At 61.3% G+C, this 21,201-nt stretch carries 20 protein-coding genes and 1 pseudogene; 10 read left to right on the forward strand and 11 right to left on the reverse strand.

Going from position 1 to position 21,201, the window contains the following annotated elements:
* Position 1 precedes the first annotated feature (1 nt).
* Positions 2-1,645 (forward strand): caspase family protein, encoded by a 1,644-nt coding sequence (locus D0550_RS02400; RefSeq protein ID WP_116807510.1) that lies wholly within the window; start codon positions 2-4, stop codon positions 1,643-1,645.
* Positions 1,646-1,663: 18 nt separating this feature from the next.
* Here D0550_RS02400 and D0550_RS02405 read toward each other — a convergent pair.
* A pseudogene (locus D0550_RS02405) lies at positions 1,664-2,444 on the reverse strand (SDR family NAD(P)-dependent oxidoreductase).
* A gap of 588 nt (positions 2,445-3,032) precedes the next feature.
* Between D0550_RS02405 and D0550_RS02410 the strand changes: the two are divergent.
* The 3 genes from D0550_RS02410 to D0550_RS02420 all read left to right on the forward strand — a co-directional run bounded on the left by D0550_RS02410 (position 3,033) and on the right by D0550_RS02420 (position 4,543).
* Complete coding sequence (locus D0550_RS02410; RefSeq protein ID WP_116807512.1) at positions 3,033-3,353, forward strand: DUF559 domain-containing protein; 321 nt, start codon at positions 3,033-3,035, stop codon at positions 3,351-3,353.
* Positions 3,354-3,443: 90 nt separating this feature from the next.
* Entirely contained in the window at positions 3,444-3,842 is a 399-nt protein-coding gene (locus D0550_RS02415; RefSeq protein ID WP_414717262.1) for an MbcA/ParS/Xre antitoxin family protein, read from the forward strand.
* Complete coding sequence (locus D0550_RS02420; protein ID WP_116807513.1) at positions 3,839-4,543, forward strand: RES family NAD+ phosphorylase; 705 nt, start codon at positions 3,839-3,841, stop codon at positions 4,541-4,543. Before D0550_RS02415 ends, D0550_RS02420 begins: the two co-directional genes overlap by 4 nt.
* Here the strand turns inward: D0550_RS02420 and D0550_RS02425 are convergent.
* The 6 genes from D0550_RS02425 to D0550_RS02450 form a co-directional block, all read right to left on the reverse strand.
* Positions 4,534-5,589: a 2-oxoacid:ferredoxin oxidoreductase subunit beta gene (locus tag D0550_RS02425; protein ID WP_116807514.1), complete on the reverse strand. Its 1,056-nt coding sequence runs from the start codon at positions 5,587-5,589 to the stop codon at positions 4,534-4,536. The two genes, D0550_RS02420 and D0550_RS02425, sit on opposite strands and share 10 nt — an antisense overlap.
* A 1-nt stretch (position 5,590) precedes the next feature.
* Positions 5,591-7,438, reverse strand: a complete 1,848-nt coding sequence (locus D0550_RS02430) for a 2-oxoacid:acceptor oxidoreductase subunit alpha (protein WP_116807515.1) — start codon at positions 7,436-7,438, stop codon at positions 5,591-5,593.
* Positions 7,390-9,228, reverse strand: a complete 1,839-nt coding sequence (locus D0550_RS02435) for an FAD-dependent oxidoreductase (RefSeq protein ID WP_116807516.1) — start codon at positions 9,226-9,228, stop codon at positions 7,390-7,392. Before D0550_RS02435 ends, D0550_RS02430 begins: the two co-directional genes overlap by 49 nt.
* A gap of 83 nt (positions 9,229-9,311) precedes the next feature.
* Complete coding sequence (locus tag D0550_RS02440) at positions 9,312-10,589, reverse strand: lipase family alpha/beta hydrolase (protein WP_116807517.1); 1,278 nt, start codon at positions 10,587-10,589, stop codon at positions 9,312-9,314.
* A 16-nt stretch (positions 10,590-10,605) separates the two neighbouring features.
* Entirely contained in the window at positions 10,606-11,043 is a 438-nt protein-coding gene (locus D0550_RS02445) for a copper chaperone PCu(A)C (protein ID WP_116807518.1), read from the reverse strand.
* 15 nt (positions 11,044-11,058) lie between these two features.
* Entirely contained in the window at positions 11,059-11,949 is an 891-nt protein-coding gene (locus D0550_RS02450; RefSeq protein ID WP_116807519.1) for a LysR substrate-binding domain-containing protein, read from the reverse strand.
* 219 nt (positions 11,950-12,168) lie between these two features.
* On the opposite strand from D0550_RS02450, the gene D0550_RS02455 reads away from it, so the two are divergent.
* The 4 genes from D0550_RS02455 to D0550_RS02470 all read left to right on the forward strand — a co-directional run bounded on the left by D0550_RS02455 (position 12,169) and on the right by D0550_RS02470 (position 15,132).
* A complete protein-coding gene (locus tag D0550_RS02455) occupies positions 12,169-12,708 on the forward strand; it encodes a peroxiredoxin (RefSeq protein WP_116807743.1) in 540 nt (179 codons plus the stop codon).
* 88 nt (positions 12,709-12,796) lie between these two features.
* Complete coding sequence (ahpD, locus tag D0550_RS02460) at positions 12,797-13,351, forward strand: alkylhydroperoxidase, AhpD family (RefSeq protein ID WP_116807520.1); 555 nt, start codon at positions 12,797-12,799, stop codon at positions 13,349-13,351.
* A gap of 29 nt (positions 13,352-13,380) precedes the next feature.
* Entirely contained in the window at positions 13,381-13,839 is a 459-nt protein-coding gene (locus D0550_RS02465) for an NUDIX domain-containing protein (protein WP_116807521.1), read from the forward strand.
* A complete protein-coding gene (locus D0550_RS02470) occupies positions 13,840-15,132 on the forward strand; it encodes an NAD(P)/FAD-dependent oxidoreductase (RefSeq protein ID WP_116807522.1) in 1,293 nt (430 codons plus the stop codon).
* On the opposite strand, the gene D0550_RS02475 is transcribed toward D0550_RS02470, so the two are convergent.
* Together D0550_RS02475 and D0550_RS02480 are read right to left on the reverse strand one after the other, a co-directional pair.
* Positions 15,113-15,595, reverse strand: a complete 483-nt coding sequence (locus D0550_RS02475; protein ID WP_116807523.1) for a YajQ family cyclic di-GMP-binding protein — start codon at positions 15,593-15,595, stop codon at positions 15,113-15,115. The two genes, D0550_RS02470 and D0550_RS02475, sit on opposite strands and share 20 nt — an antisense overlap.
* A 9-nt stretch (positions 15,596-15,604) precedes the next feature.
* Positions 15,605-16,660 carry a Gfo/Idh/MocA family oxidoreductase gene (locus D0550_RS02480; protein WP_116807524.1) on the reverse strand — a complete coding sequence of 352 codons (1,056 nt, stop codon included), beginning with the start codon at positions 16,658-16,660 and terminating at the stop codon, positions 15,605-15,607.
* 17 nt (positions 16,661-16,677) lie between these two features.
* Here D0550_RS02480 and D0550_RS02485 point away from each other — a divergent pair, with 17 nt between their 5' ends.
* Positions 16,678-17,487, forward strand: coding sequence for a helix-turn-helix transcriptional regulator (locus D0550_RS02485; RefSeq protein ID WP_116807525.1), 810 nt, complete (start codon positions 16,678-16,680; stop codon positions 17,485-17,487).
* 651 nt (positions 17,488-18,138) lie between these two features.
* Here the strand turns inward: D0550_RS02485 and D0550_RS02490 are convergent.
* Together D0550_RS02490 and D0550_RS02495 are read right to left on the reverse strand one after the other, a co-directional pair.
* The gene (locus D0550_RS02490; RefSeq protein ID WP_116807526.1) at positions 18,139-19,254 is read right to left on the reverse strand and encodes a DUF3667 domain-containing protein; all 1,116 of its coding nucleotides are present in this window, start codon (positions 19,252-19,254) and stop codon (positions 18,139-18,141) included.
* Between the two features lie 60 nt (positions 19,255-19,314).
* Entirely contained in the window at positions 19,315-20,601 is a 1,287-nt protein-coding gene (locus D0550_RS02495; RefSeq protein ID WP_116807527.1) for a peroxiredoxin family protein, read from the reverse strand.
* 176 nt (positions 20,602-20,777) lie between these two features.
* On the opposite strand from D0550_RS02495, the gene D0550_RS02500 reads away from it, so the two are divergent.
* On the forward strand, positions 20,778-21,176 hold the full coding sequence (locus D0550_RS02500) for a DUF4398 domain-containing protein (protein WP_161965599.1): 399 nt from the start codon (positions 20,778-20,780) through the stop codon (positions 21,174-21,176).
* The last annotated feature ends 25 nt before the right edge of the window (positions 21,177-21,201 follow it).

A 21,201-nucleotide genomic window follows, 5' to 3' on the forward strand; every position in this document is an offset into this window, starting at 1 on the left:
TATGAAAACGTCTCACCTGACGAAGACTTTGGGTCGCATCGCGACGTTGCTGGCGCCGAGCCTGTTCGTCATCGCCTCAGCTGCTGCGCCCGGCGCTGCGGAGAAGGCGGTCGCGACCGAGGGCATGGTGAAACGCTCCGATCTGGAGATCGTCGATTGTCTGCTGCCGGGGCAGGTGCGTCAGCTCGGCAACAGCAGCTTCCTGTCGCAGCGACGACCGATTCGGACCACTGCATCGGAATGTGCCATTCGCGGCGGCGAATACGTTGCCTACGATCGGGCCGACCTGCAGTCCGCGCTGCGCATCTGGATGCAAGCGGCGGAGTCGGGCGATCTCGAAGCACAAACGAACGTGGGTGAGATTTACGAGCGCGGCCTCGGCGTCGCGCCAGACTACGAAGCGGCTGCGAAGTGGTATCGGAAGGCGGCGGATAAAAACTACGCTCGCGCGCTGTTCAATCTGGGCACGATGTATGAGCAGGGATTGGGTGTGCCCCAGGACGGGCTCAAGGCTTTGAACCTGTATCGTCAGGCTTGGGGCGTGCCGGAAGACAACATCATCTTCACCTCGGCCGCGCAACGCGAGCAGGAGGAGCTCCGCAAAGAGCTCGATGCCGCCATCGCCGAAAAGGACGCGCAGCTCGGCCTGCTGCAGAAACAGCTGAAGGACTTGCAGGAGCAGCTCGCGAAGCAACCCGCTGTCGAGCAGACGGCTGACAACGGCAGCAAGGAGATCGAAGCGCTGAAGCGCTGGATCGCGCAGCTCGAAGCCGAGCGGCGCAAGAGCACCGAGCGTCTGGCCGGCATTCCGAAGACGCGTACTCCGCAAGGCACGACCGAGTTGGTGCAGCTGCCGCCCACCGCAGACGAGCGCACGCTCGAAGGTATGAACTTCGGGCGTTACTACGCCATCGTCATCGGTAATCAGAACTACCAGAGCATCGAGAGTCTGGAGACACCGAAGTACGACGCCGCTCGTGCCGCGCGCATTCTGGCCGATCGTTATGGCTTCACGGTGTCGATTCTGGAAGACGCCAACGACATCACGATGTTGAAGGCCATCAACGATCTCAATGCGGTGCTCAAGCCGGAGGACAACCTGCTCATCTACTACGCCGGTCACGGCGCGCGCTTGCAGAGCGGCAAGAGCGAAGCAGGCTACTGGCTGCCAGTGAACGCGGAGGCGCCGCCGAAAGATACCTTCTGGGTGCCGAACGAACAGATCACCGGGCATCTCGGCCGCTTGCCCGCGAAGCGCGTGCTCGTCGTCGCCGACTCATGCTATGCAGGCTTGCTGTCCACGGATCCGAGCTATCTGTTCCTCAACGATAAAGTCACGTATTCCAAGGACTACATCAAATTCAAATTGCCGAAGCGCGCGCGCTTGCTGTTGTCGTCCGGCGGCGATAAACCGGTGCTTGACGAGGGCAGTGGCGGCAACTCGGTGTTTGCGCGCGCGTTCCTCGATGAGCTGGAAAACAATCAGGGCATTCTCTCCAGCCCCGAATTGTTCAGTCGCATCCGCAAGCGCGTCGAGGTCGCCGCACAAAAGAACAAATTCGTGCAGACCCCCGAATTCAAGTCGATCAAGGGCGCCGGACACGAAGTAGGCGATTTCTTTTTCGTGCCGCGAGTCAGGAGCTAGGGCCTGTGAGCCCAGGCCCTAGCCGCCGCGTCCGACCACGCCGCCGCCGTCGATCACGAGGGTCTGGCCGGTCATGAACGAGCCGCTCGGACCGGCGAGGAATACGGCGGCGCCGGCGATTTCATCCGGCTCGCCGATGCGGCGCAGTGGATAGACCTTGACGGTCTGCTCGTAGACTTTCGGATCGTCCCACAACGCCTTGGCGAAATCGGTGCGGACCAGACCGGGCGCGATGCAGTTGGCGCGAATGTTTTTCGGTCCCCACTCTGCGCACAGGTTGCGCGCCAGCGCCATATCGGCAGCCTTCGACAGACCATAGACACCGAGCGTCGGCGAGCCGAGGATGCCCGCGATCGAAGAGATGATGATCACCGAGCCGCCGCCCCGTTGTGCCATCTGCGGCAGCACCATGTTGCACAACCAGAAGTTACTGCGGACGTTGCTGTTCATCACTTTGTCGTACGCATCGTCCGGCATGTTGATGGACGGGCCGTAGTAGGGATTGACGGCGGCGTTACATACCAGCACGTCGATGCCGCCCCAATGTTTGATGGTGTCGTCGACCAGCTTCTGCAACTCTTCCTTGCGGCTGATGTTGCAGGCGAGCGCGATCGCTTCGCCGCCTTTGTCCTGGATGGACTTGACCACCTCTTGGCACGCATCGAGCTTGCGGCTCGTGACCACAACCTTCGCGCCATGTTCCGCCATGCGCTCCGCGATGGCGCGACCAATCCCGCGGCTCGAGCCGGTAATCACTGCGAACTTTTTTGCCGGTGAGATCGAACAGAGTGGCTGTCATGACATTCCCCCAATCGCCAAGCGACGAACGACGTGTTTGTTGGTTGAGATTTGATCATAACCAAGCGGTCGCATGGCTCATACCGAGAATTCAAAAGGACCGAGGCCAAACGAGTGCTTTCCACGTGGCGGTCGGCAAAGTTTCGTCGAGCGCACTGCCTGTCGGAAAAAGAACCGTGCGATGTTCCGTTTCTGTGCGCCCTGTCGCTAAACGGCGGCACCAATGTGCCGATGTCTCGGACAACTGAGACTGCGGAACTGCCTACGCGAGCGGAACGTTCTTGGATCGGAAAGACGCCGAGGTTGTTATGAAATCCACTCAGCAATGGGGTAAGCATCTACGGGAGCTGGTGAATTCCAGCCTGGATCCGATGGTCTACGCTCTGCAGTGGGCGCAGGACCCGCGCTGCATGCAGCGAGGATTGCAACATCGACGGGTCGGAGCGGCGATTGAACGTAATGCAACGGTCTGCCGCTTGTGGCTCGGTAAACCACGCTGAAATTTTTAGGGATTGCTGAGGCAATTTCTCGGCAAACCCACAGCCAATTGCTCTAAATCGACCGGAGCGCGGCAGGTACGCTGCGCTCCATGCTGACCAAAACCTTCAAGGATCGAAGGATCAAAGCAAGTGCGAAGGAGCGCATGGCGAGCGACGCGCAGGCGCTCGCCGAATTGCTCGCCGCCCGCGAGTTGCGTGAATTCCCTCTCACCCGCCAGTGTGAAATCGGCCCGTTCGTGGTCGAGCAGCTGTTCGCCGCCCAGGCTCTGATCGTCGAGCTGGCTCCCTCCGAGGCACGTCGCCGGTTTCTCACCGGGATGGGCTATCGGGTTCTGGCCATCGATCCCCGAGAGCTGGCCCGCCATCCGCGGCGGGTGCTGAGGAGGGTGTCCGCGGCGCTGAAAAGGTGAGCCATGTCTGATCTGCAACCCCTCGAACTGTACTGGCGTTCAGTCCAAAATTGGAGTAATTTCGCTATTACTCCATTGGAGGACTGGACCATGATGCAACCTCATAGTCTCGAGCGCGCCGGCTTCGATCCTGACGAGTTGGGTTCCGCCGCCCTGACGGCCTTCTTCAACATCACCGCCGCCTGGCATCTGGGGGCCGAAGAGGAGCGGGTGCTGCTGGGCTCGCCGCCCCGGTCTACCTTCTTCAAATGGAAGAGCGAGCGCGCCGCGCGGCTGTCCGCGGATACCCTGGAGCGCATCAGCTATGTGATGGGTATCTATAAGGCGTTGCATATTCTGCTGCCGACTCAGGAAGTTGCGGATGCCTGGGTGAAAAAACCCAATTCGGCGCGGGGTTTCGGCGGCAAGTCGGCTTTGGAGCGAATGCTTGCCGGTCGCGTCGTCGACCTGGCGGATGTGCGCCGTTACCTGGATGCGCAACGCGGATGATGGCCGAGCCACGCGCGGTCACGCTCCGCTGGCAGAAGATGTATCGCATCGTCGCGTCCCGGCATCCGCCGGTGAATGTGTTCGAAAACATCCTGCCGGCGCGACAAATGGAGTTGGGCTGGTTTCTCGAAGGTCTTACCAACGATCGTCTGCGGGATGAGAGCGGCGAGGCGCCAGTAATGCCCGATGAGGATCGGGTGCACGGACCGGGCGCCAGTATCGTGATGGCTCCATTCACACATACCGGCTTTCCCAGTCGATTCAGCGACGGCAGTTACGGCGTTTACTACGCGGGCCACTCGTTGGAAACCGCCGTGCGCGAGACTGCCCATCATCGCAGCATATTCATGGCATCGACCAACGAAAGCCCGTGCGAAGTGGACATGCGCGCTTATGTGGGCCGGCCGGTGCAGCCATTTCTGGATATTCGCAGCCCACGCTTCGAGCATCTGCATCACCCGGATGATTACGGCCCGTCGCAGACGTTTGCCAAACCCTTGCGTGATCAGGGGCACTGGGGACTGGTGTATCGGAGCGTTCGCCACGAAGGCGGAGAATGTGTCGCGGCGTTCAAGCCGCAGGCCGTGAGCGTTCCGGTCGCAGGCGCGGCGCTCGCCTACGTTTGGGACGGAATGCGCATCAGCAAAGTCTATGAAAAGTCGGAAGTCCTGTTCGATTTCAGCTCGCTGCCTCAGCGGTAGCGCGACAGAATCTTCTCCAGTCCTTTCGATCCTGGGGTCAGTTTGGCAAACGGCAGCTGATTGATCGGCGTGGCCGTCGTGCCGTTGACTTCGTGAAATTCCGGGCTCTTCTCATCGATATAGATCAGCCCGGTGACGAACTCGTTCTGCGCCAGCTTGTCTCGCAGATAGTTGAACGCCTGGCCACGATGCGTCGGATCATAGGAAGGATCCAGCTTGCGTAGCAGGATCCGACTGCCGTCGTGCATGGTGACCGGCATCGTATCGCCTTGCGCATATTGCGCCGTGATCTCACGAGCGGGCGGGACGAAGTCCGCGTGCACCACTTCGTCGTAGTGATCGCGCACGAATTCGTAGCTCTTGGTCGAGCCTTCGTGATCGTTGAAGGTCACGCAGGGTGACAGCACGTCGATCAGCGCGAAGCCGCGATGTTTCAAACCGGCGATGATCAGTGGCACCAGCTGCTCTTTGTCGCCGGAAAAACTGCGAGCTATGAAGGTGCCGCCCAGCGTGAGCGCGGCCAGCACCGGATCGATCGGCGGCTGCAGATTCTCTTCGCCCTTCTTGGCTTTCGAGCCGATGTCGGCGGAAGCGGAAAACTGCCCCTTGGTCAGCCCGTATACACCGTTGTTCTCGACGATGTAGAGCATGTTCAGATTGCGTCGCATGGCGTGCGCAAACTGGCCGAAGCCGATGGACAGCGTGTCGCCGTCGCCGGATACGCCGAGGTAGTACAGATCTTTGTTCGCCGCGATCGCGCCGGTTGCGATCGAGGGCATGCGACCGTGCACGGAGTTGAAGCCGTGACCGCCACTGACGAAATAAGCTGTCGTTTTGGACGAGCAGCCGATGCCCGACAGCTTCACCAGTTGCTCGGGGCGCATCGACATCTGCCAACAGGCTTCGATGATGCCGGCGGTGATGGAGTCGTGGCCGCAGCCGGCGCACAGCGTCGACATGCCGCCTTCATAGTCACGCCGGGTCAGGCCGAGCTCGTTCTTGGGAAGGCCGGGATGCGCAATCTTCGGCTTGGCGATGAAGCTCATCTCAACCTCCCACAGCCAGGCGCTTTTCAGGCATCGCGGCCAGCACGCCCTCGACGATTACACTCGACGACATGGGCAGGCCGCTGTAGTGCAGAAGCGAATGCAGCTTGGCCTTTTCCACTGCTGTCTCCAGCATCAGCAGACTGCGCAGCTGAGCGTCGCGGTTCTGCTCGACCACGAAGATTTGTGAATGGGAAGCGAGAAAGTCCTCGACCTCCTGGCCGAACGGGAACGCCCGCACACGCATGTAATCGATCTGTACGCCGCGACGACGCAGCAGATCCAGCGCTTCGCGAACTGCTCCATCGCAACTGCCCAGCGACAACAAGCCGAGGCTCGCCGAGTTGCGGCCATCGAAGACTGCCTTCGGTACCAGCGTTTTCGCCGTGTCGAACTTGCGCTTCAATCGATCGAGCACGATCTGATATTCGGTCGAATCTTCGGTGTAGCTGCCGTACTGCGTGTGGCCTGAGCCGCGCGTGAAATACGCGCCCTTGGGATGCGTGCCGGGTAGCGTGCGATAAGGAATAGCGTCGCCATCCTTGTCGAAGTAGCGGTAGAACTTGTCGATCTCTTCGAGCTGCTCCTTGCTGAGCACCTTGCCGCGATCGGGTACATAGGCGTCATCCCATTTCAGATCCGGACACATCCAGTCGTTCATGCCGATATCGAGGTCGGACATGACGAACACCGGCGTCTGCAGGCGCTCGGCCAGATCGAACGCGTGCACGGACATGTAGAAGCATTCTTCCGGACTGTTCGGGAACAACAGCACGTGACGCGTATCGCCGTGCGACGCGTAGGCTGCGAGCATCAGGTCGCACTGTTGAGTGCGCGTCGGCATGCCTGTCGACGGACCGACGCGTTGAATGTCGAAAATCACGGCTGGCACTTCGGCGTAGTACGCCAGCCCTATGAATTCATTCATCAGGGAGATGCCGGGGCCGCTGGTCGGCGTGAACGAGCGTGCGCCGTTCCAGGCCGCGCCGATGACGGTACCGATGGCGGCGAGCTCATCCTCACACTGAACGATCACGTAGTTGCGCTTGCCGGTCTCAGGATCGATGCGCCACTTCTGACAAAAGCTCTTGAATCCATCCATCAATGAGGTGGATGGAGTGATGGGGTACCACGCACCGACCGTTGCGCCCGCATACATGCAACCGAGCGCCGCCGCCGTGTTGCCGTCGATCATGACGTGGTTCGCTGTTTTGTCCATGCGCGACACACGCAGCGGCAACGGGCACTGGAAATGCTCCTTGGCGTAGTTGTAGCCCAGCTCCAGCGCTTTGACGTTCGAATCGAGCAGCGACTTCTTGTTCGCGTAACTCTCGCCGAGCAACGAGCGCATGACATCGATCTCGATGTCGAGCAACGCGCCCAGCGCGCCGGCATAGACGATGTTCTTCAGCAGAATGCGGGAGCGCACACCCTGAAACGTTTCGTTGCAGATGCGAGCCAGCGGCACGCCGAGAATGGTGATGTCGTCGCGCTTCAGCAGTGCGGGCCGAGGCCACGTCGAGTCGTAGAGCAGATAGCCGCCAGGGCTGACTTCCTTCACATCCTTCGCATAAGTCTCGGCATTCATCGCCACCATGAAATCGATGCGACCGGAGCGCGCCACATAGCCGTCGCGCGAAATCCGGATCTCATACCAGGTGGGCAGTCCCTGAATGTTGGACGGGAAGTAATTCTTGCCCATGACCGGAATGCCCATCCGGAACATGGATTTCATCAGCAGCGTGTTGGCACTGGCGGAGCCGGTGCCATTGACGTTCGCGAGCTTGATGACGAAATCGTTTATGCGCTCCGGCGGATCGCTGCCGGTTGCAGTGCTGGTGGCGTGCATGGAGTGGTCTCGTCGCTCGCATAAGGAATGCGGATTTTCGACTTCTGCATGTCCCACGCCGCTGTCGGGCAGCGTTCCGCGCACAGTCCGCAATGTACGCAGACGTCTTCATCTTTGACCATCACTCGCGCCGTATGTTGCAACGGTGCGGAAACGAACAGGGGTTGCGTGACGCGCAACGAAGGCGCCTTCAACCGTCCTCTGATCTCGGCCTCGGTGCCGTTCGCCGTCATCGTGAGGCAGTCCACCGGGCAGATATCGATGCACGCGTCGCATTCGATGCAAAGACGCGCGTCGAACACGGTCTGCACATCGCAGTTCAGGCAACGCTGCACTTCGGCGGCGGCCTGCTCGGCGGTAAAGCCCAGCTCCACCTCGATATTGATCTTCTTGAAGCGCTCTTTGAGCGCGACGTGCGGCATCAGTCGCCGCTCGAGCGGGTTGTAATCGTTCTTGTAGGCCCACTCGTGCAGGCCCATCTTGCGGCTGGACAGGTTCAGCATGCGTGGCAGGCGCTGCGTCACGTCCTGGTCCTGACAATATTTATGAACGGAGATGGCCGCCTGATGGCCGTGCTCCACGGCCCAGATGATGTTCTTCGGGCCGAACGCCGCGTCGCCGCCGAAGAACACATTCGGTCGCGTCGACTGGAACGTGGTCGAGTTCACCTTCGGCACGTGCCATTGACCGAACTCGATGCCCAGGTCGTTCTCGATCCAGGGAAACGCGTTCTCCTGGCCGATCGCCAGGATCACGTCGTCGCATGGAAACACTTGCTCGCCGACGATGCGCTCGGCGGTGATGCGGCCTTTGGCATCCAGATCGTATTCCATGATCTCAAAGCGCATGCCGGTGAGTCGTCCAGCTTCGATGACGAACGCTTTGGGCGCGTGATTCACGACGATCTCGACGTTCTCGGCCTCGGCATCCTCCAGTTCCCACTCGGAGGCTTTGAAGAAGCCGCGCGGCTTGCGCGCCATGACCTTCACATCATCAGCACCCAGTCGCAGCGAGGTGCGGCAGCAATCCATCGCGGTGTTGCCGACGCCGATGATCAACACTCGCCGGCCGATGTTCTTGGTGTGGCTGAACGCCACGGACTCCAGCCAGTCGATGCCGATATGAATATGAGATGCGGCGGCTGGATCGTCGCGTCCCGGCAGATTCAGATCCTTGCCCTTGGGCGCGCCGCTGCCGACGAACACCGCGTCGAACTCACCGGTGGCGAGCAGTTGTTTCATGCTCGTCACCGGTGAGTCCAGACGCAGGTCCACCCCCAAATCGATGATGTAGCCGATCTCCTCGGCGAGCACCTGCTCTGGCAGGCGGAACGACGGAATATTGGTGCGCATCAGTCCGCCGGGCGTATGCCACTTCTCGAAGATGGTTACTTCGTAGCCCAGCGGCATGAGATCGTTGGCGACGGTGAGCGAAGCGGGTCCGGCGCCGATGCAGGCCACGCGCTTGCCATTCTTCTGGATAGGCGCTTTGGGAAGATAAGGGCGAACATCGTCGCGATGATCGGCGGCAACGCGCTTCAAGCGGCAGATGGCGACGGGCTCTTGTTCGACGCGGCCGCGCCGACAGGCAGGCTCGCAAGGCCGGTCGCAGACTCGACCGAGAATGCCGGGGAATACGTTGGATTCACGGTTGACCAGATAAGCGGCCGTGAATTGCCCCTGCGCAATCAAGCGGATGTATTCGGGAACGTCTGTATGGGCGGGACATGCCCACTGGCAATCGACGACGCGATGATAATAATCAGGATTTCCAGTATCGGTCGGTTCCACCGCTACTTAGCCCCCTATCACGACGACACTGCGCCGAAACGTTGCCGGCGCGGTGAATATTCGATCGGTGAGCTAGGGTACACCTAAGCAGTGCGAGGCACCACCGGAACCGCCGTACTGAACTCTGGAGTAATGACGGGCTCCAGGATGCGACGGCGACTGTCGAGTGTCAGACGATCCCAAAGCACTTTTTCTGTTGCTGCCGCCCGCAGCTCGGCGTCACTGACCGTGCGGACGGTTTCGCTCACCGGCGCAGGTGGGGTCGTCGACAGGCGGGCGGTTGTGCCTTCCTTCAGAATGTTGGTAACCGCCGCCAGCACTTCATTGTTGTTGGTCAGCGCGCCATGATTCTCCTGAACGAACCAGGTGTCCGCGCCTTCCCAAAGTGCGCGAGTCAGCGGCACGGTACCGTCGCCATCGCGACGGACTGAATATTCAAACCCACCGTCGCGCAATCTCAGTGACGTCACTGTTTCCTGATTCGTGCCGACGATGACCGCACAGCGATCATCGGGCGCGGGCATGCGACTGCGCACTTTGTACGCACGGTTCAGCATCGTGGCATCGGGAACGAGTTCGTCCTGCGGCCACTGCGTGGGGTCGAACAGATTCGGCTCATCGGGCGACAGCGCCGACGGCAGCATTTGATACAGGCCGGGCAGGGTGAGGAACACGGTGCGAGCAAGTTGCTCAGCGGTGCTGATGTGATCGAGGGCGGCGATCTTGCGAACCGTGGGATAAGCGGCGCGCAAGGCCTGCACTGGCGCGAACGATCCTTGATTGGGCGCGCCGAGCTGAACGAGTCGTTGAATGCGAGCGCTGCGATCGTTTCCCAACGCGATTCTTGCGACCAGTCCGCCCATGCTGTGCGCGACGATGTGCACCTTGCGTGCGCCGGACTTCTCGATGGCGCGCGTCAGTGCGCGAGCCAGAGTTTCCAGATCCGCTCGCCAATCGAAGGGATGGAATACCGGAGCGAAGCCGGCGATCTCCAGTGTCAGTCGCAGCTTCAAATAGCCCGGCAGCATGACGCCCAGCGCCCGGAGCGATTTGCCGGCCGGCAACGCCAGTTGCGACAGGCCCCCCTGCGCGATGGCCACGGGGTGCAGCCACAGCAACGACGTGGTGCCTCGTTGCGACGACCCCAGGCGCGAGCCCATGATTCCGGGCAGGATGAAGACCACTTCGCCACGACCGTTGCCGCGCGTGGCCGCGATCTTTGCGAGTTGCGACAGCTCGCGATACTCGACCTCGCCGAAATACGCACTCAATAGCGCCGCATGTGCCCCGGACCGCAACAGTGCGACGATCTGGTCTTCGTGGAGGTCGGCGGGGCTGGGCAGGGCGGGCAGGTTGGACATTTGTAGCTAAACGCCCTTAGCGACTGCCGAGTTCAACCACCTGCACTTGAATCGTCTGCGCCGGCGCATGCTGGAACTCCAGCGTCATGGGGAAGTGCAGACCCGCCGTCAGCGGCTGGTGCAAGTCCATCAGCATGAAGTGCGCGCCGCCCGGTGCGAAGGTGAACTGCTTGCCCGCCTCGAGCGGTACGTTCGACAGCTGCCGCATCTGCATCATGCCGTCATGTTCGCTGTTGGTGTGCATTTCGACGTGATCGGCCACACTCGTGGTCGCGGACAGCAGCGTGTCCGCCTGCTGGGTCGTGATCTTCAGATACACGGCCGCGACCGTAGCGCCCTGCGGCGTGGCATTGGCCCACGCATCCTGCACGCTCACCGGTGCGCCCGCCTGGCCGCAACCGCCGGCGATCAGCACCAGAGCGGCGGCCAACAGATTTCGTAACACGCAAGTCATGTGTTCACTCCACGATCATTCGGTCATCGTCGTCTTGATCACTTCGCACATGGCGTTGATCGCTTCAATGCGAGAAGTGCTCTTGCGCCAGATCGCACCGACAGTGCGAGTGGGAATAGGTTTGACGAACTCTTTGACCGCGAGTCCTTGCCCCGAACCGAAAGGTCCGCGCGTCGCCAGGTCCGGCAGCAGTGTGATCCCGAGGCCGGCGGCCACCATCTGCCGCAATGTTTCCAGGCTGGTGGCGCGATAGTCCTCGTTCTCTTTCACATCGATGCGACTGCACACATCCAGTGCCTGGTCGCGCAGGCAATGACCGTCCTCGAGCAGCAGCAAGGTCTCGCCGGTCAAATCGTCGAGCTTGATGTGCGACTTCTTCGCCAGCGGATGATTGTTGGGCACGGCGACGTTGAAGTCCTCTTGATACAGCTCGCGCGCTTCCAGTCCATCCATGGGGACGGGCAGCGCCAGGATCGCAACCTCGATCTCGCCATCGCGTAATTTTTCCAGCAATTGCTGAGTCTGATACTCGTACAGCATCAGCTTCAGCTGCGGCAACTGCTTGCGCAGCCGGCGCGCCACCAGCGGCAACAGGTAGGGACCGATGGTCGGGATCAGGCCAAGCTTGAGTTTGCCGGATAAGGGGTCATGTTCGTTGCGGGCCAGCGAGATGATCTCGTCGCTCTCCTGCAGGATGCGGCGAGCCAGCGGCAGGATCTTCGCGCCGGTCTCGGTCAGTGTGACCCGGCGCGGCTGTCGCTCGATCAATTGCACGCCGAGGTAGTTTTCCAGCTTCTTCAGCTGCGCCGACAGCGTCGGCTGGCTGACGAAGGAGCGCTCGGCGGCTTTACCGAAGTGCTTGGTGTCGGCGAGCGCCACGAAGTAACGCAGGTCGCGCAGATTCATGGGCGGGTCACCCCAATCGTCACGAAAATTGAGTAAAATAGGCTCATAGGCAGAGTCTATCAAAATTCGCCAAACAATCGATTGGCGATTGCGGGTTCCGCCCGCATAATTGCATCCGTCGCCATACGGGCTCTTGGTGAAAGGGCTCGCTATGGCACGTAATTCCAACCGCGCCCAGCTTAAAGCCAGCGCTACATTTTGTTGATGGAGGAGTATTTCATGTTAGGTGTCGGACAAAAGTTCCCGCAGTTCTCGCTGACCGGCGTGGTGTCGAACGATCTGAGCAATGCGTTCCAGCCGTTCGATTCGAACAGCAACAATGGCAAGTGGAAGATCGTGTTCTTCTGGCCGAAGGACTTCACCTTCGTCTGCCCGACCGAGATTGCCGCGTTCGGCAAGCTCAACAAGGAGTTCGCGGACCGTGACGCCGTGGTCTACGGCGTGAGCACCGATTCCGAGTTCGTGCACCTCGCCTGGCGCAAGGACAAGGAAGAGCTGCGCGATCTGCCGTTCCCGATGCTCTCGGACATCAAGCGCGAGTTGACCTCGGCGCTCGGTGTGCTCGATGCGGAGGCCGGTGTTGCTCAGCGTGCGACGTACATCGTCGATCCGCAGGGCGTGATCCGCTTCGCGTACGTCACCGACCTGAGCGTGGGCCGTAACCCGCAGGAAGTCCTGCGCGTCCTCGATGCTCTGCAGACCGACGAGCTGTGCCCCTGCAACTGGAAGAAGGGCGAAGACACGCTGAAGGCTGCCTGAGCCCAAGCGCGAAATTCGCAGCGATTCTTGATGAGTCACGCCGGCGCGGAGCGATCCGCGCCGGTGTTCCCACCGACGGAGGTTCTCAATGTCTCTCGAAACGATCCGCGATCAGCTGCCGGATTACGCGCGCGATCTGAAGCTCAATATCGGCAGCGTGCTCGCTCCCACGGGCGCTCCTGGCCTGAGCGAGAAGCAGATTGCCGCTGTCGCCCTGTCGACGGCGATTGCCGCCCGCAACCCGCACCTCACGCTCGCCATCGAGGCGTGGGCCAGGCCGCACCTCGACGACGCGTATGTCAACGGTGCGCGAGCCGCAGCGGCCATCATGGGCATGAACAACATCTATTACCGCTTCCTCCACCTGGTGGAAGATGGCGAGTATTCGACCATGCCGGCGCGCTTGCGCATGAACATCATCGGCAACCCGGGCATCGACAAGCTCGACTTCGAGTTGCTGTCGCTGGCGGTCTCGGCCGTCAATGGTTGCGGTATGTGCATCACCTCGCACGAGAAGAAGCTGCGTGAAGGCGGCATCAGCCGCGAGCAGGTCCAGAGCGCGGTGCGCATCGCGTCGGTGATCCACGCCGTCGCGGGCGTCCTGGAATATCACGCGTCAGCGGCGGCCGCTGCAAGCGTGTGAGAATCCGGACTGGCGGCTATACTGCCGCCATGTCCCCCCGCCCCACGAGATTGTCCGCCGGCGTGGTTGTGATTCGTGAGACTCACGAGGGCTGGCTTTACCTCTTATTGCGGGCCTACACCCACTGGGACTTCCCCAAGGGCATGGTCGAGCCCGGCGAGGAGCCGCTGGCCGCCGCAATCCGCGAAGTGCGCGAAGAGACCCTGATCGAGGATCTGGACTTCGCGTGGGGTGAGGTCTACACCCAGACCAATCCGTATAGCCGCGGCAAGGTCGCCCGCTATTATCTCGCCCAAACCCGCACCGTCGAAGTGACGTTGCCCGTGATCGAAGCGCTGGGCCGCGCCGAGCACAATGAGTTTCGTTGGGTCGATCGGGCGCAAGCGATGCGATTGGTTTCGCCCCGGGTCGCCCCCATCATCGAGTGGGCGGACGGCTATATCGAGCCGCGCCAGGGCGCATTGGATATTGGTGAGGCTTCCGGATAGATGAGCGAGCAACGGGTCGTCATCGTGGGCGCCGGTTTCGCCGGCCTGAATGCCGCGAAACGCCTGGGGAACGTCGCTGGCATCGCCGTTACGGTGATCGATCGCGAGAATCATCACCTGTTTCAGCCGCTGCTGTATCAAGTCGCAATGGCCGCGCTCAGTCCGGCCGACATCGCCGTTCCCATCCGCAGTTTGCTCGCAAAATATCGAAACATTCGCGTCCTGAAGGCGACTGCGCACAGCGTCGATACCTCGAATCGCAAAGTCCTCACCGATGTTGGCGACGTTCCGTACGATTACCTGCTGCTCGGCTGCGGCGCGCAGCACGCGTACTTCGGGCATGAAGAGTGGGAAGCGCACGCACCCGGGCTCAAGACGTTGCCGCAAGCCACCGAGATTCGCCGCCGCGTGCTGGAGGCGTTCGAGATCGCAGAGCGCGAAACGCATCCCGACGAGCGGCGCCGCCATCTCACATTCGTCGTGATTGGCGGCGGCCCGACGGGCGTCGAGCTCGCCGGCGCGATCGGTGAGATGAGTCGCTTCACGCTGAATCACGACTTTCGCAGCATCGATCCGCGTCAGACGCGCGTGATCCTGGTCGAAGCCGGTCCGAGAATCCTCACCAGCTTCGACGACAAACTCGCCGCACGCGCGATGCGAGACCTCGAATCGCTGGGCGTGCAAGTCTGGACCTGCGCGCGCGTCACGGATGTGACTGACGAAGGCGTGGTCATTGGCAATGACAAGATTGCCGCCGCAACTGTGCTTTGGGCCGCGGGTGTTCGCGCCTCCGATATCGGTCGCTCGCTGGGCGTGCCGGTCGATCAGGCGGGGCGCGTGATCACCAAGCCGGATCTCACCATCGAAGGTCATCCCGAGATCTTTGTCCTTGGCGACATGTCGAGTCGCGCCGGCTCGAATGGACAACCTCTGCCGGGTGTCGCGCTCGTGGCCATGCAGGAAGGCATCTACGCGGCGAATGCGATCAGGAAAGAGGTTCGCAGTGGCGCGCCGAGTGCGCGCCCGCCATTCGAGTATGTGGATCTAGGGCAGATGGCAACCATTGGCCGCAGCCGCGCCATCAGCGAATTTCGCGGCTGGAAGCTGACCGGCGTGCCGGCGTGGTGGTTCTGGTTGTTGGTGCACATCTATCGACTGAGCGGCTTCCGCAACCGCTTGTCGGTGCTGGTGCAATGGGCCTGGTCCTATATGACGTTCGGGCGCGGCGCGCGCTTGATCGTCGCCAAGGACTGGCAGTCGTATCCCGATCGATCTAGTCCCGGAAATTCTTGAACTGCAGCGGCATGTCGAGCTTGGCGTTACGGGCCAGTCGAATCACCTCCTGCAGATCGTCGCGGCTTTTGCCGGTGACGCGCACCTGCTTGTCCTGAATCGCGGCCTGTACCTTCAGCTTCGAGTCCTTGATCAGCCGCTGCAGCTTCTTGCCCAGCTCGCTTTCGATGCCCTCGCGCAAGGTGACGACCTGATGCGCCGTTTGGCCGAGCACCACCGGGTCATCGACCTTGGTGCAAGCAACGTCGATGCCGCGCTTGGAGAGCTTGAGCATCAGCATATCCAGCATCTGCTTGAGCTGGAATTCCGCCTTGGCGTGCAAGGTGATGACCAGGTCCTTCAGCTCGAACCTGGCATCGCTGCCCTTGAAGTCGAAACGCGTGCCGACTTCGCGATTGGCCTGGTCGACGGCATTGGTCACTTCGTGGGCATCGAGCTCGGAAACGATATCGAACGATGGCATGGCAATTCTTCAGCGGCTGACGAGAGGCGCGGCGGGCTGCAGGTCGATGCGGCAACCCATGGCGCTGCTGGTGAGCGCGGCCTCGACGATGCGGATTGTGTCATAGGCCTGCGCGGCTGACACGGGGACCGGTTTGTCCTGTTCGATGGCCTCGCGCATGGCCTCGTAGAAAGAAACCCAGCGGCCGGTCTCGGGCGTAATGATTTCACGCTGGCCGGTTTCGCCTTGCACCAGCGTGCCCCATTGCTCGGCAGGCTCGGTGCCAAACAGGTGTTCGTCGGGCTCGACGCCGGCGCGCAGCTGCGCCTCCTGTTGATCCAGGCCCGCTTTCAGGAAGGACGCCTGCGAACCGTTGACGCGATATCGATAACCGCCGTCAGCACACAGCAAACAGGTGCCGATCGTGATGCGCAACGAGCCCAGGCCGAGCAGGATCTCGAAGCCATCGGCAGTCACGCTGTTCTCGCGCTGACTGAAAACGTTGGCGTACAGCCACTCGGGCTGACCGAACAGCAGCAGCGTTTGATCGATCAAATGCGTGCCCAGGTCATAGAGGATGCCGTTGCCAGGCTCGTCGCGATCGCGCCAGCGGTCGCTGACCTGCGGCCGGAAACGATCCCAGCGCGCGTGAAAGGAATTGATCTTGCCCAGGCGGCCTTGCTCGATGAGTTTCCTGATTGTCAGGAAATCGCTATCCCAACGCCGGTTCTGGAAGACCGACAGCTTGCGCTGGGATTGCGTTGCCAGGTGCTCGAGCTCACTGACTTCCGCAGTAGTGGGGGCGAGTGGCTTGTCCACGACGACATGTTTGCCGGCGCGCAGCGCGGCGGCCGCATGCGCCACGTGCAATGGACTCGGCGAGGCAATCACGACCATGTCGATGTCCTTGCGCGCGAGCAATTCCTCGGCCGTGGCGAGTACATCGACATCGCCCAGATATTCCTGCGCCGGCGCGGGCTTGCTGGTCACAACCGCCGGAATCGAAAAACCCGCGGCGCGCAGCAGCGGCGCATGAAAATACCGACCCGCAACGCCGAACCCGATGATGCCTGCTCGTAGTGTCATGTCGTTATACTGCCGTCATGCCGGCCCTGTTGTCACGAACCCTGCTGGAAAGCCCGCTGGTCCGCATTCGGGACGTGCAGTGCTTTGCTTGCCGCGGTCGGCACGGAGGCGTCGCTGAATGCGATTCCGTCACCCATATCGTCATTCCCTACCGTGGCAGTTTCGTCCGTCGTGTCGGTGCGCGCGTCGCGCATGCCGATGTGAATCAGGCAGTGTTCTTCAATGTTGCCGAAGAGTACCGGATCGACCATCTGGCCGATGAGGGTGATGCCTGTGTATCGCTAGAGGTCACCGATGAAGTGCTGGAAGACCTGGCTGAAGGCGCCGTGCGCACGCGCTCGGGCGTGGTGAGTTTCGCCGCAGCCCAACGACGAATCCCGCCGGCGTTGCAGCTGCAGATCTCGAAGCTGCGCCACTCATCTCATAATGCGCTGTTCGCGGAGGAGTTGGCGTGTGAGTCGCGGCGCGCTCAGCGCAGCACGGCGGCGTCGCGTCGGCTGATCGATCGAGCCAAACAAGCTTTGCATAGCCAGCCGTATCGACGCTGGTCGTTGGGTGAGATCGCCAATCACGTCGGCGCGTCGCCCGTGCATTTGACACAAACATTCAGCGACGGCGAAGGGGTGCCGCTGTATCGGTATCAGACTCAGCTGCGTCTGGCACTCGCGTTACATCGTTTGCCCGAGGCGAAAGATCTTGCCAGCCTGGCGCTCGATCTCGGATTTTCCAGTCACAGCCAATTCAGTGCCGCGTTCACGAAGATGTATGGCGTCGCGCCGTCGCGCCATCAGTCGCAACTCCTTAAGAATCGAACAGCGCACTCGTGAGGCCCGCAGTAGGTTGGTGCTCCCACTGGATCGATTAGGAGCGCAGCCGTGTCCGTCGCACGTTCGTTCATATTTCCATCGCTGCTGGCCGCTGCCGGTAGTCTCGCGGGCAGCGGCGCGGCATCGTCATCAACACCACAATCGGGCTTCGTGCCAGCGCTCGTCGCGACCGCGAGGCATGCGTCCATTCCCGCGGACATGGACCTTTACGCGCCATTTCTCGGCGATTGGAACATCACTGGCACCGAGTATCCGGAACCGGGCAAAGGGACGCCCGTCACCATGGTTGTGACCTTCACGCGTGCATTGGAAGGTCGTGCGATTCAAGACGTATGGAGCTGGCCGCTCGATGGCAAGTTGCCGATCGCCGGCGCAAATCGGGCCTGTGGCACGACGTTCCGTGTGTATGACCCGGTCGAGAAAGTATGGCGCATCACATGGATCGATCCTGTGAAGGGCGCGAGAGTGCAGCTCGACGCACGCAAGGTCGGATCGGACGTGGTGCAGATCGGCGCGAACGCGAGCGGTCAGCCGCGACGTTGGACGTTCACCGATATCGCCGCCGACAGCTTCACCTGGCGCGGCGAGTTTTCGGAGGACGCAGGCAATACCTGGCAGCTCAACGCCGAGTATTTTCGCGAANNGCGGCGTTTAGCCCGACGTGCCGATCGCGGCCAGGATCACGCCGAACATGGTCAGGACGAAGCTGATCATGATGGTCAGCATGAACAGTCGCACCCACGTGCCGAAGCGGGAGATCCCATAGGTGCCGCGTAAGTGCTTGTAGAGATGCAAAGGGGGCACGATGGCGATCGCCGTGCCCCAGATCCAGGCACTCACGCCCACGTCATTCAGCAAGGTCACGATGACGGCGAACAGCATCATGAAGCTGATCGAGTACGTGATGAAAATGGCGTGGTCGTAGGCGTGAATGTCTCTGCGCCAGAAGAACAACAACCACATGAACGGCACGCTCAACGGAATGAGCGCCCAGGAAAACTTGTAGCCGGTGGTTTTGAGCTTGTACGCCACCAGTGCGGGATTGTCGCTGGCGTGCTTGACCGCGCTTCGCAGTCGGCTCTCGGCGTCGGCCGACTCGGAAGCAGCCGCATCGCTGGCCCTGGCCCGCGCCTCCTGCTCCTGCGCGAACTTGACGATGTCCTTCCAGTCGCCTCTGATCATGGCTTGATTGGCTTCGCGCGTCGCCATCAAGGCTGCGATGTGATCCTCGAGTCGCTTGCGTTCCGGAGCGCTCGGCTGTGTTTCCGCGAGTCGTTCACGGGCGGCCTCGATTTGTCCGTCGAGTCGTTCGATGTTGCCCTCGACGTTCTCCTTGAACTGCTCGCCGACGCCCAGCGGGTCCGTGTCGTCGGTATCGATCAGGGGCCCGGTGAACGGGATCACCGCGAACATCAAAAACACGATGAACAGATACAGCGCCATGGGCGAGACGAACTTGGCGCGCTCGCCGTCGATGTACCGGCGCGTCAGGCGCCCCGGATGAAACAGCAGCTCCGGAATGGTGCGCCAGATCTTGCCTTCGAAATGAAAGACACCGTGCAGGATGTCATGGCCTAGCGAGACCAGGCTGCGATGCAGGTGGGCGGGCTGGCCGCAGTTGGAGCAGTAGGCGCCGCTGACGGCAGCACCACAGTTACGGCACTGGCCGTGTTCGTGGGCTTTCGTTTCACCCGCAGCTGGCTCGACGGCCCGCGCGATCACGCCGCCAGTGATGACATCTGCCGCTGCTTCGCCTTGTCCTTCCATGGAGGTAAAAATATCACGTTCTGTCGTTGCCGAAGGGCACCTTGCCGTCCGGGATCGCGGCTAGTCCGAGGCTGCCGCTGGAGACTCGGCCAGCAGGGTATCGATGAGGCTGCGAAACTCTGCGACGTACTCTTCGTAGTGCCGGCCGGTGGCGGGGCCGGAAAAGCCCACGTGAATGTCGCGCACTGTACCGGCGCGATCTACGACGATGGTCGTCGGGTAGCCGTAGATGCCGGTGAGCGTAGGCAGTGCCTTGCTGGCTTCGTCAGTGTCGGAGACACCGGCGATCAATGTCGTGAATTTGATTCCCAGATCCTTGCGGTAGCCTCGCACTGCCTGCGCGGCGCGCTCGAACTCGCCATGGCGCTCGAACATCAGTGCGACGATCTCCACGCCCTTGGATTGATATTCCTCATAGAAGGGCACCAGGAACACGGCCTCGTCGTGACAATTCGGGCACCAGCTGCCGCCCAGGGTCACGACGACGACTTTGTTCCGGAACTTCTCGTCGTGCAGTGAGACCTCGTTGCCGTCCAGATCCCGGAAGGTGAAGTCGAAGCGCGAGGTTGCATCCTTGAGCTCCGTGCTCGGTCCCTGGCCTTCGAGCGTCGCGTTCTCGTCGCGTCGGGCCGTTACCGTCGAGTGCGACGCCAGGCCCTGCCACATCTCGCCCTCCAGCTCGCCCTGCGGGTTCACTTTCACCTTGTACAGATAAGCCAGCCCGCCGGCGAACGTGGCAAGCTGTGCTTCATCGCCGTGCACCTGCCCTTCGAGGAAACGGTGATCTCCGGTCGGTGTCATGACCGTGCCGGTGATTCGATCGTGTTGCTGCTCGAACAGAGCGACCGCCGGGCTGCTCTTGCCATCGCTGGTCAACGTCATTGCCCAACGGCCGGCGAGGTCGGCGTTGTCGGTGAGCGGTTGTTTATAAAAACGATACGCCGCAGCGCTTTTGTCCTGCAGCTGTGCACGGAAAGGAATCACTTGCTCCTTGCTGCGATCCTTGATGAGCGTGACGTTTCCTTCCAGACGGTCACGATACATGCGCGCCTGCAAGGAGTTTTCATAACCTGGGAACACAGCGGTCAGCTCGCCGTCCGCGATCGTTACATTGTCGACGCGGGTGCGTTCGGTTGCATTCTCTAGGTACAAAACGAAGCGGTCGTTCTCGGCACTGATTTGCAAACCGAAAGGTGCTTCGCCGCCAGGCAATTGCAGCGTGGCGCGATAGTGACCTGTGGGTGGTTCATCTACCGGCCGGCCGCAGGCGGCGACGGTCACCAGCGTTGCCGCCAGAACCAAGCGCAAAAACACCCCATGGGCTGAAGTCCAAGCCGCTGAATACATGCATCGCTCCGCTTCGGATGCGGGCAGTGTCGGGCGTCTGCCTGCGAACTGCAAGAACGTTGGTGCCTGTGCACAACGCGACGCGAACGAAGCACTGTTGTCGTGCCCGGAACCGCGCTGACGAATGGCGCGTTTTCGGACCACTGAAATCCAAATGCAGGCCACGTGGAGGCACTATGAGAACCGCGAATTTCCGGGCTGGGCTGCCAATCTTGGGTGTGCTTGCAGCCGGCGTGCTCGTGGGCTGTAGCAGTGTTTCCCAGGTCACCAAGGAACGCGTTGCCCGTAGCGAGCAATCGTATCAACAGGCACAGCAGTCGGTCGGTCGCTCCGAAGCGGGTGCTATCGAGCTGCAACGTGCCAGGGACAATCTGGAGCAGGCCAAGGCTGCGGTGAACAAGGGAGAAGGCGAAAAGGCCGAACGGTATGCGCAGCTCACACAGCTCGATGCGGAGCTTGCCGTGTCGAAGTCACAAAGCGCGTCGGCCCGTAAGGCAGCCGATGAGCTGACGGCAAGCATTCAACAATTGCGCCAGGAAGCGGCCCGCGGGACCACCGCGTCACCTCAGCAGTAATGGTGACAGCACACCGGAGAAGGAT

The sequence above is a fragment of the Steroidobacter cummioxidans genome, assembly GCF_003104955.1.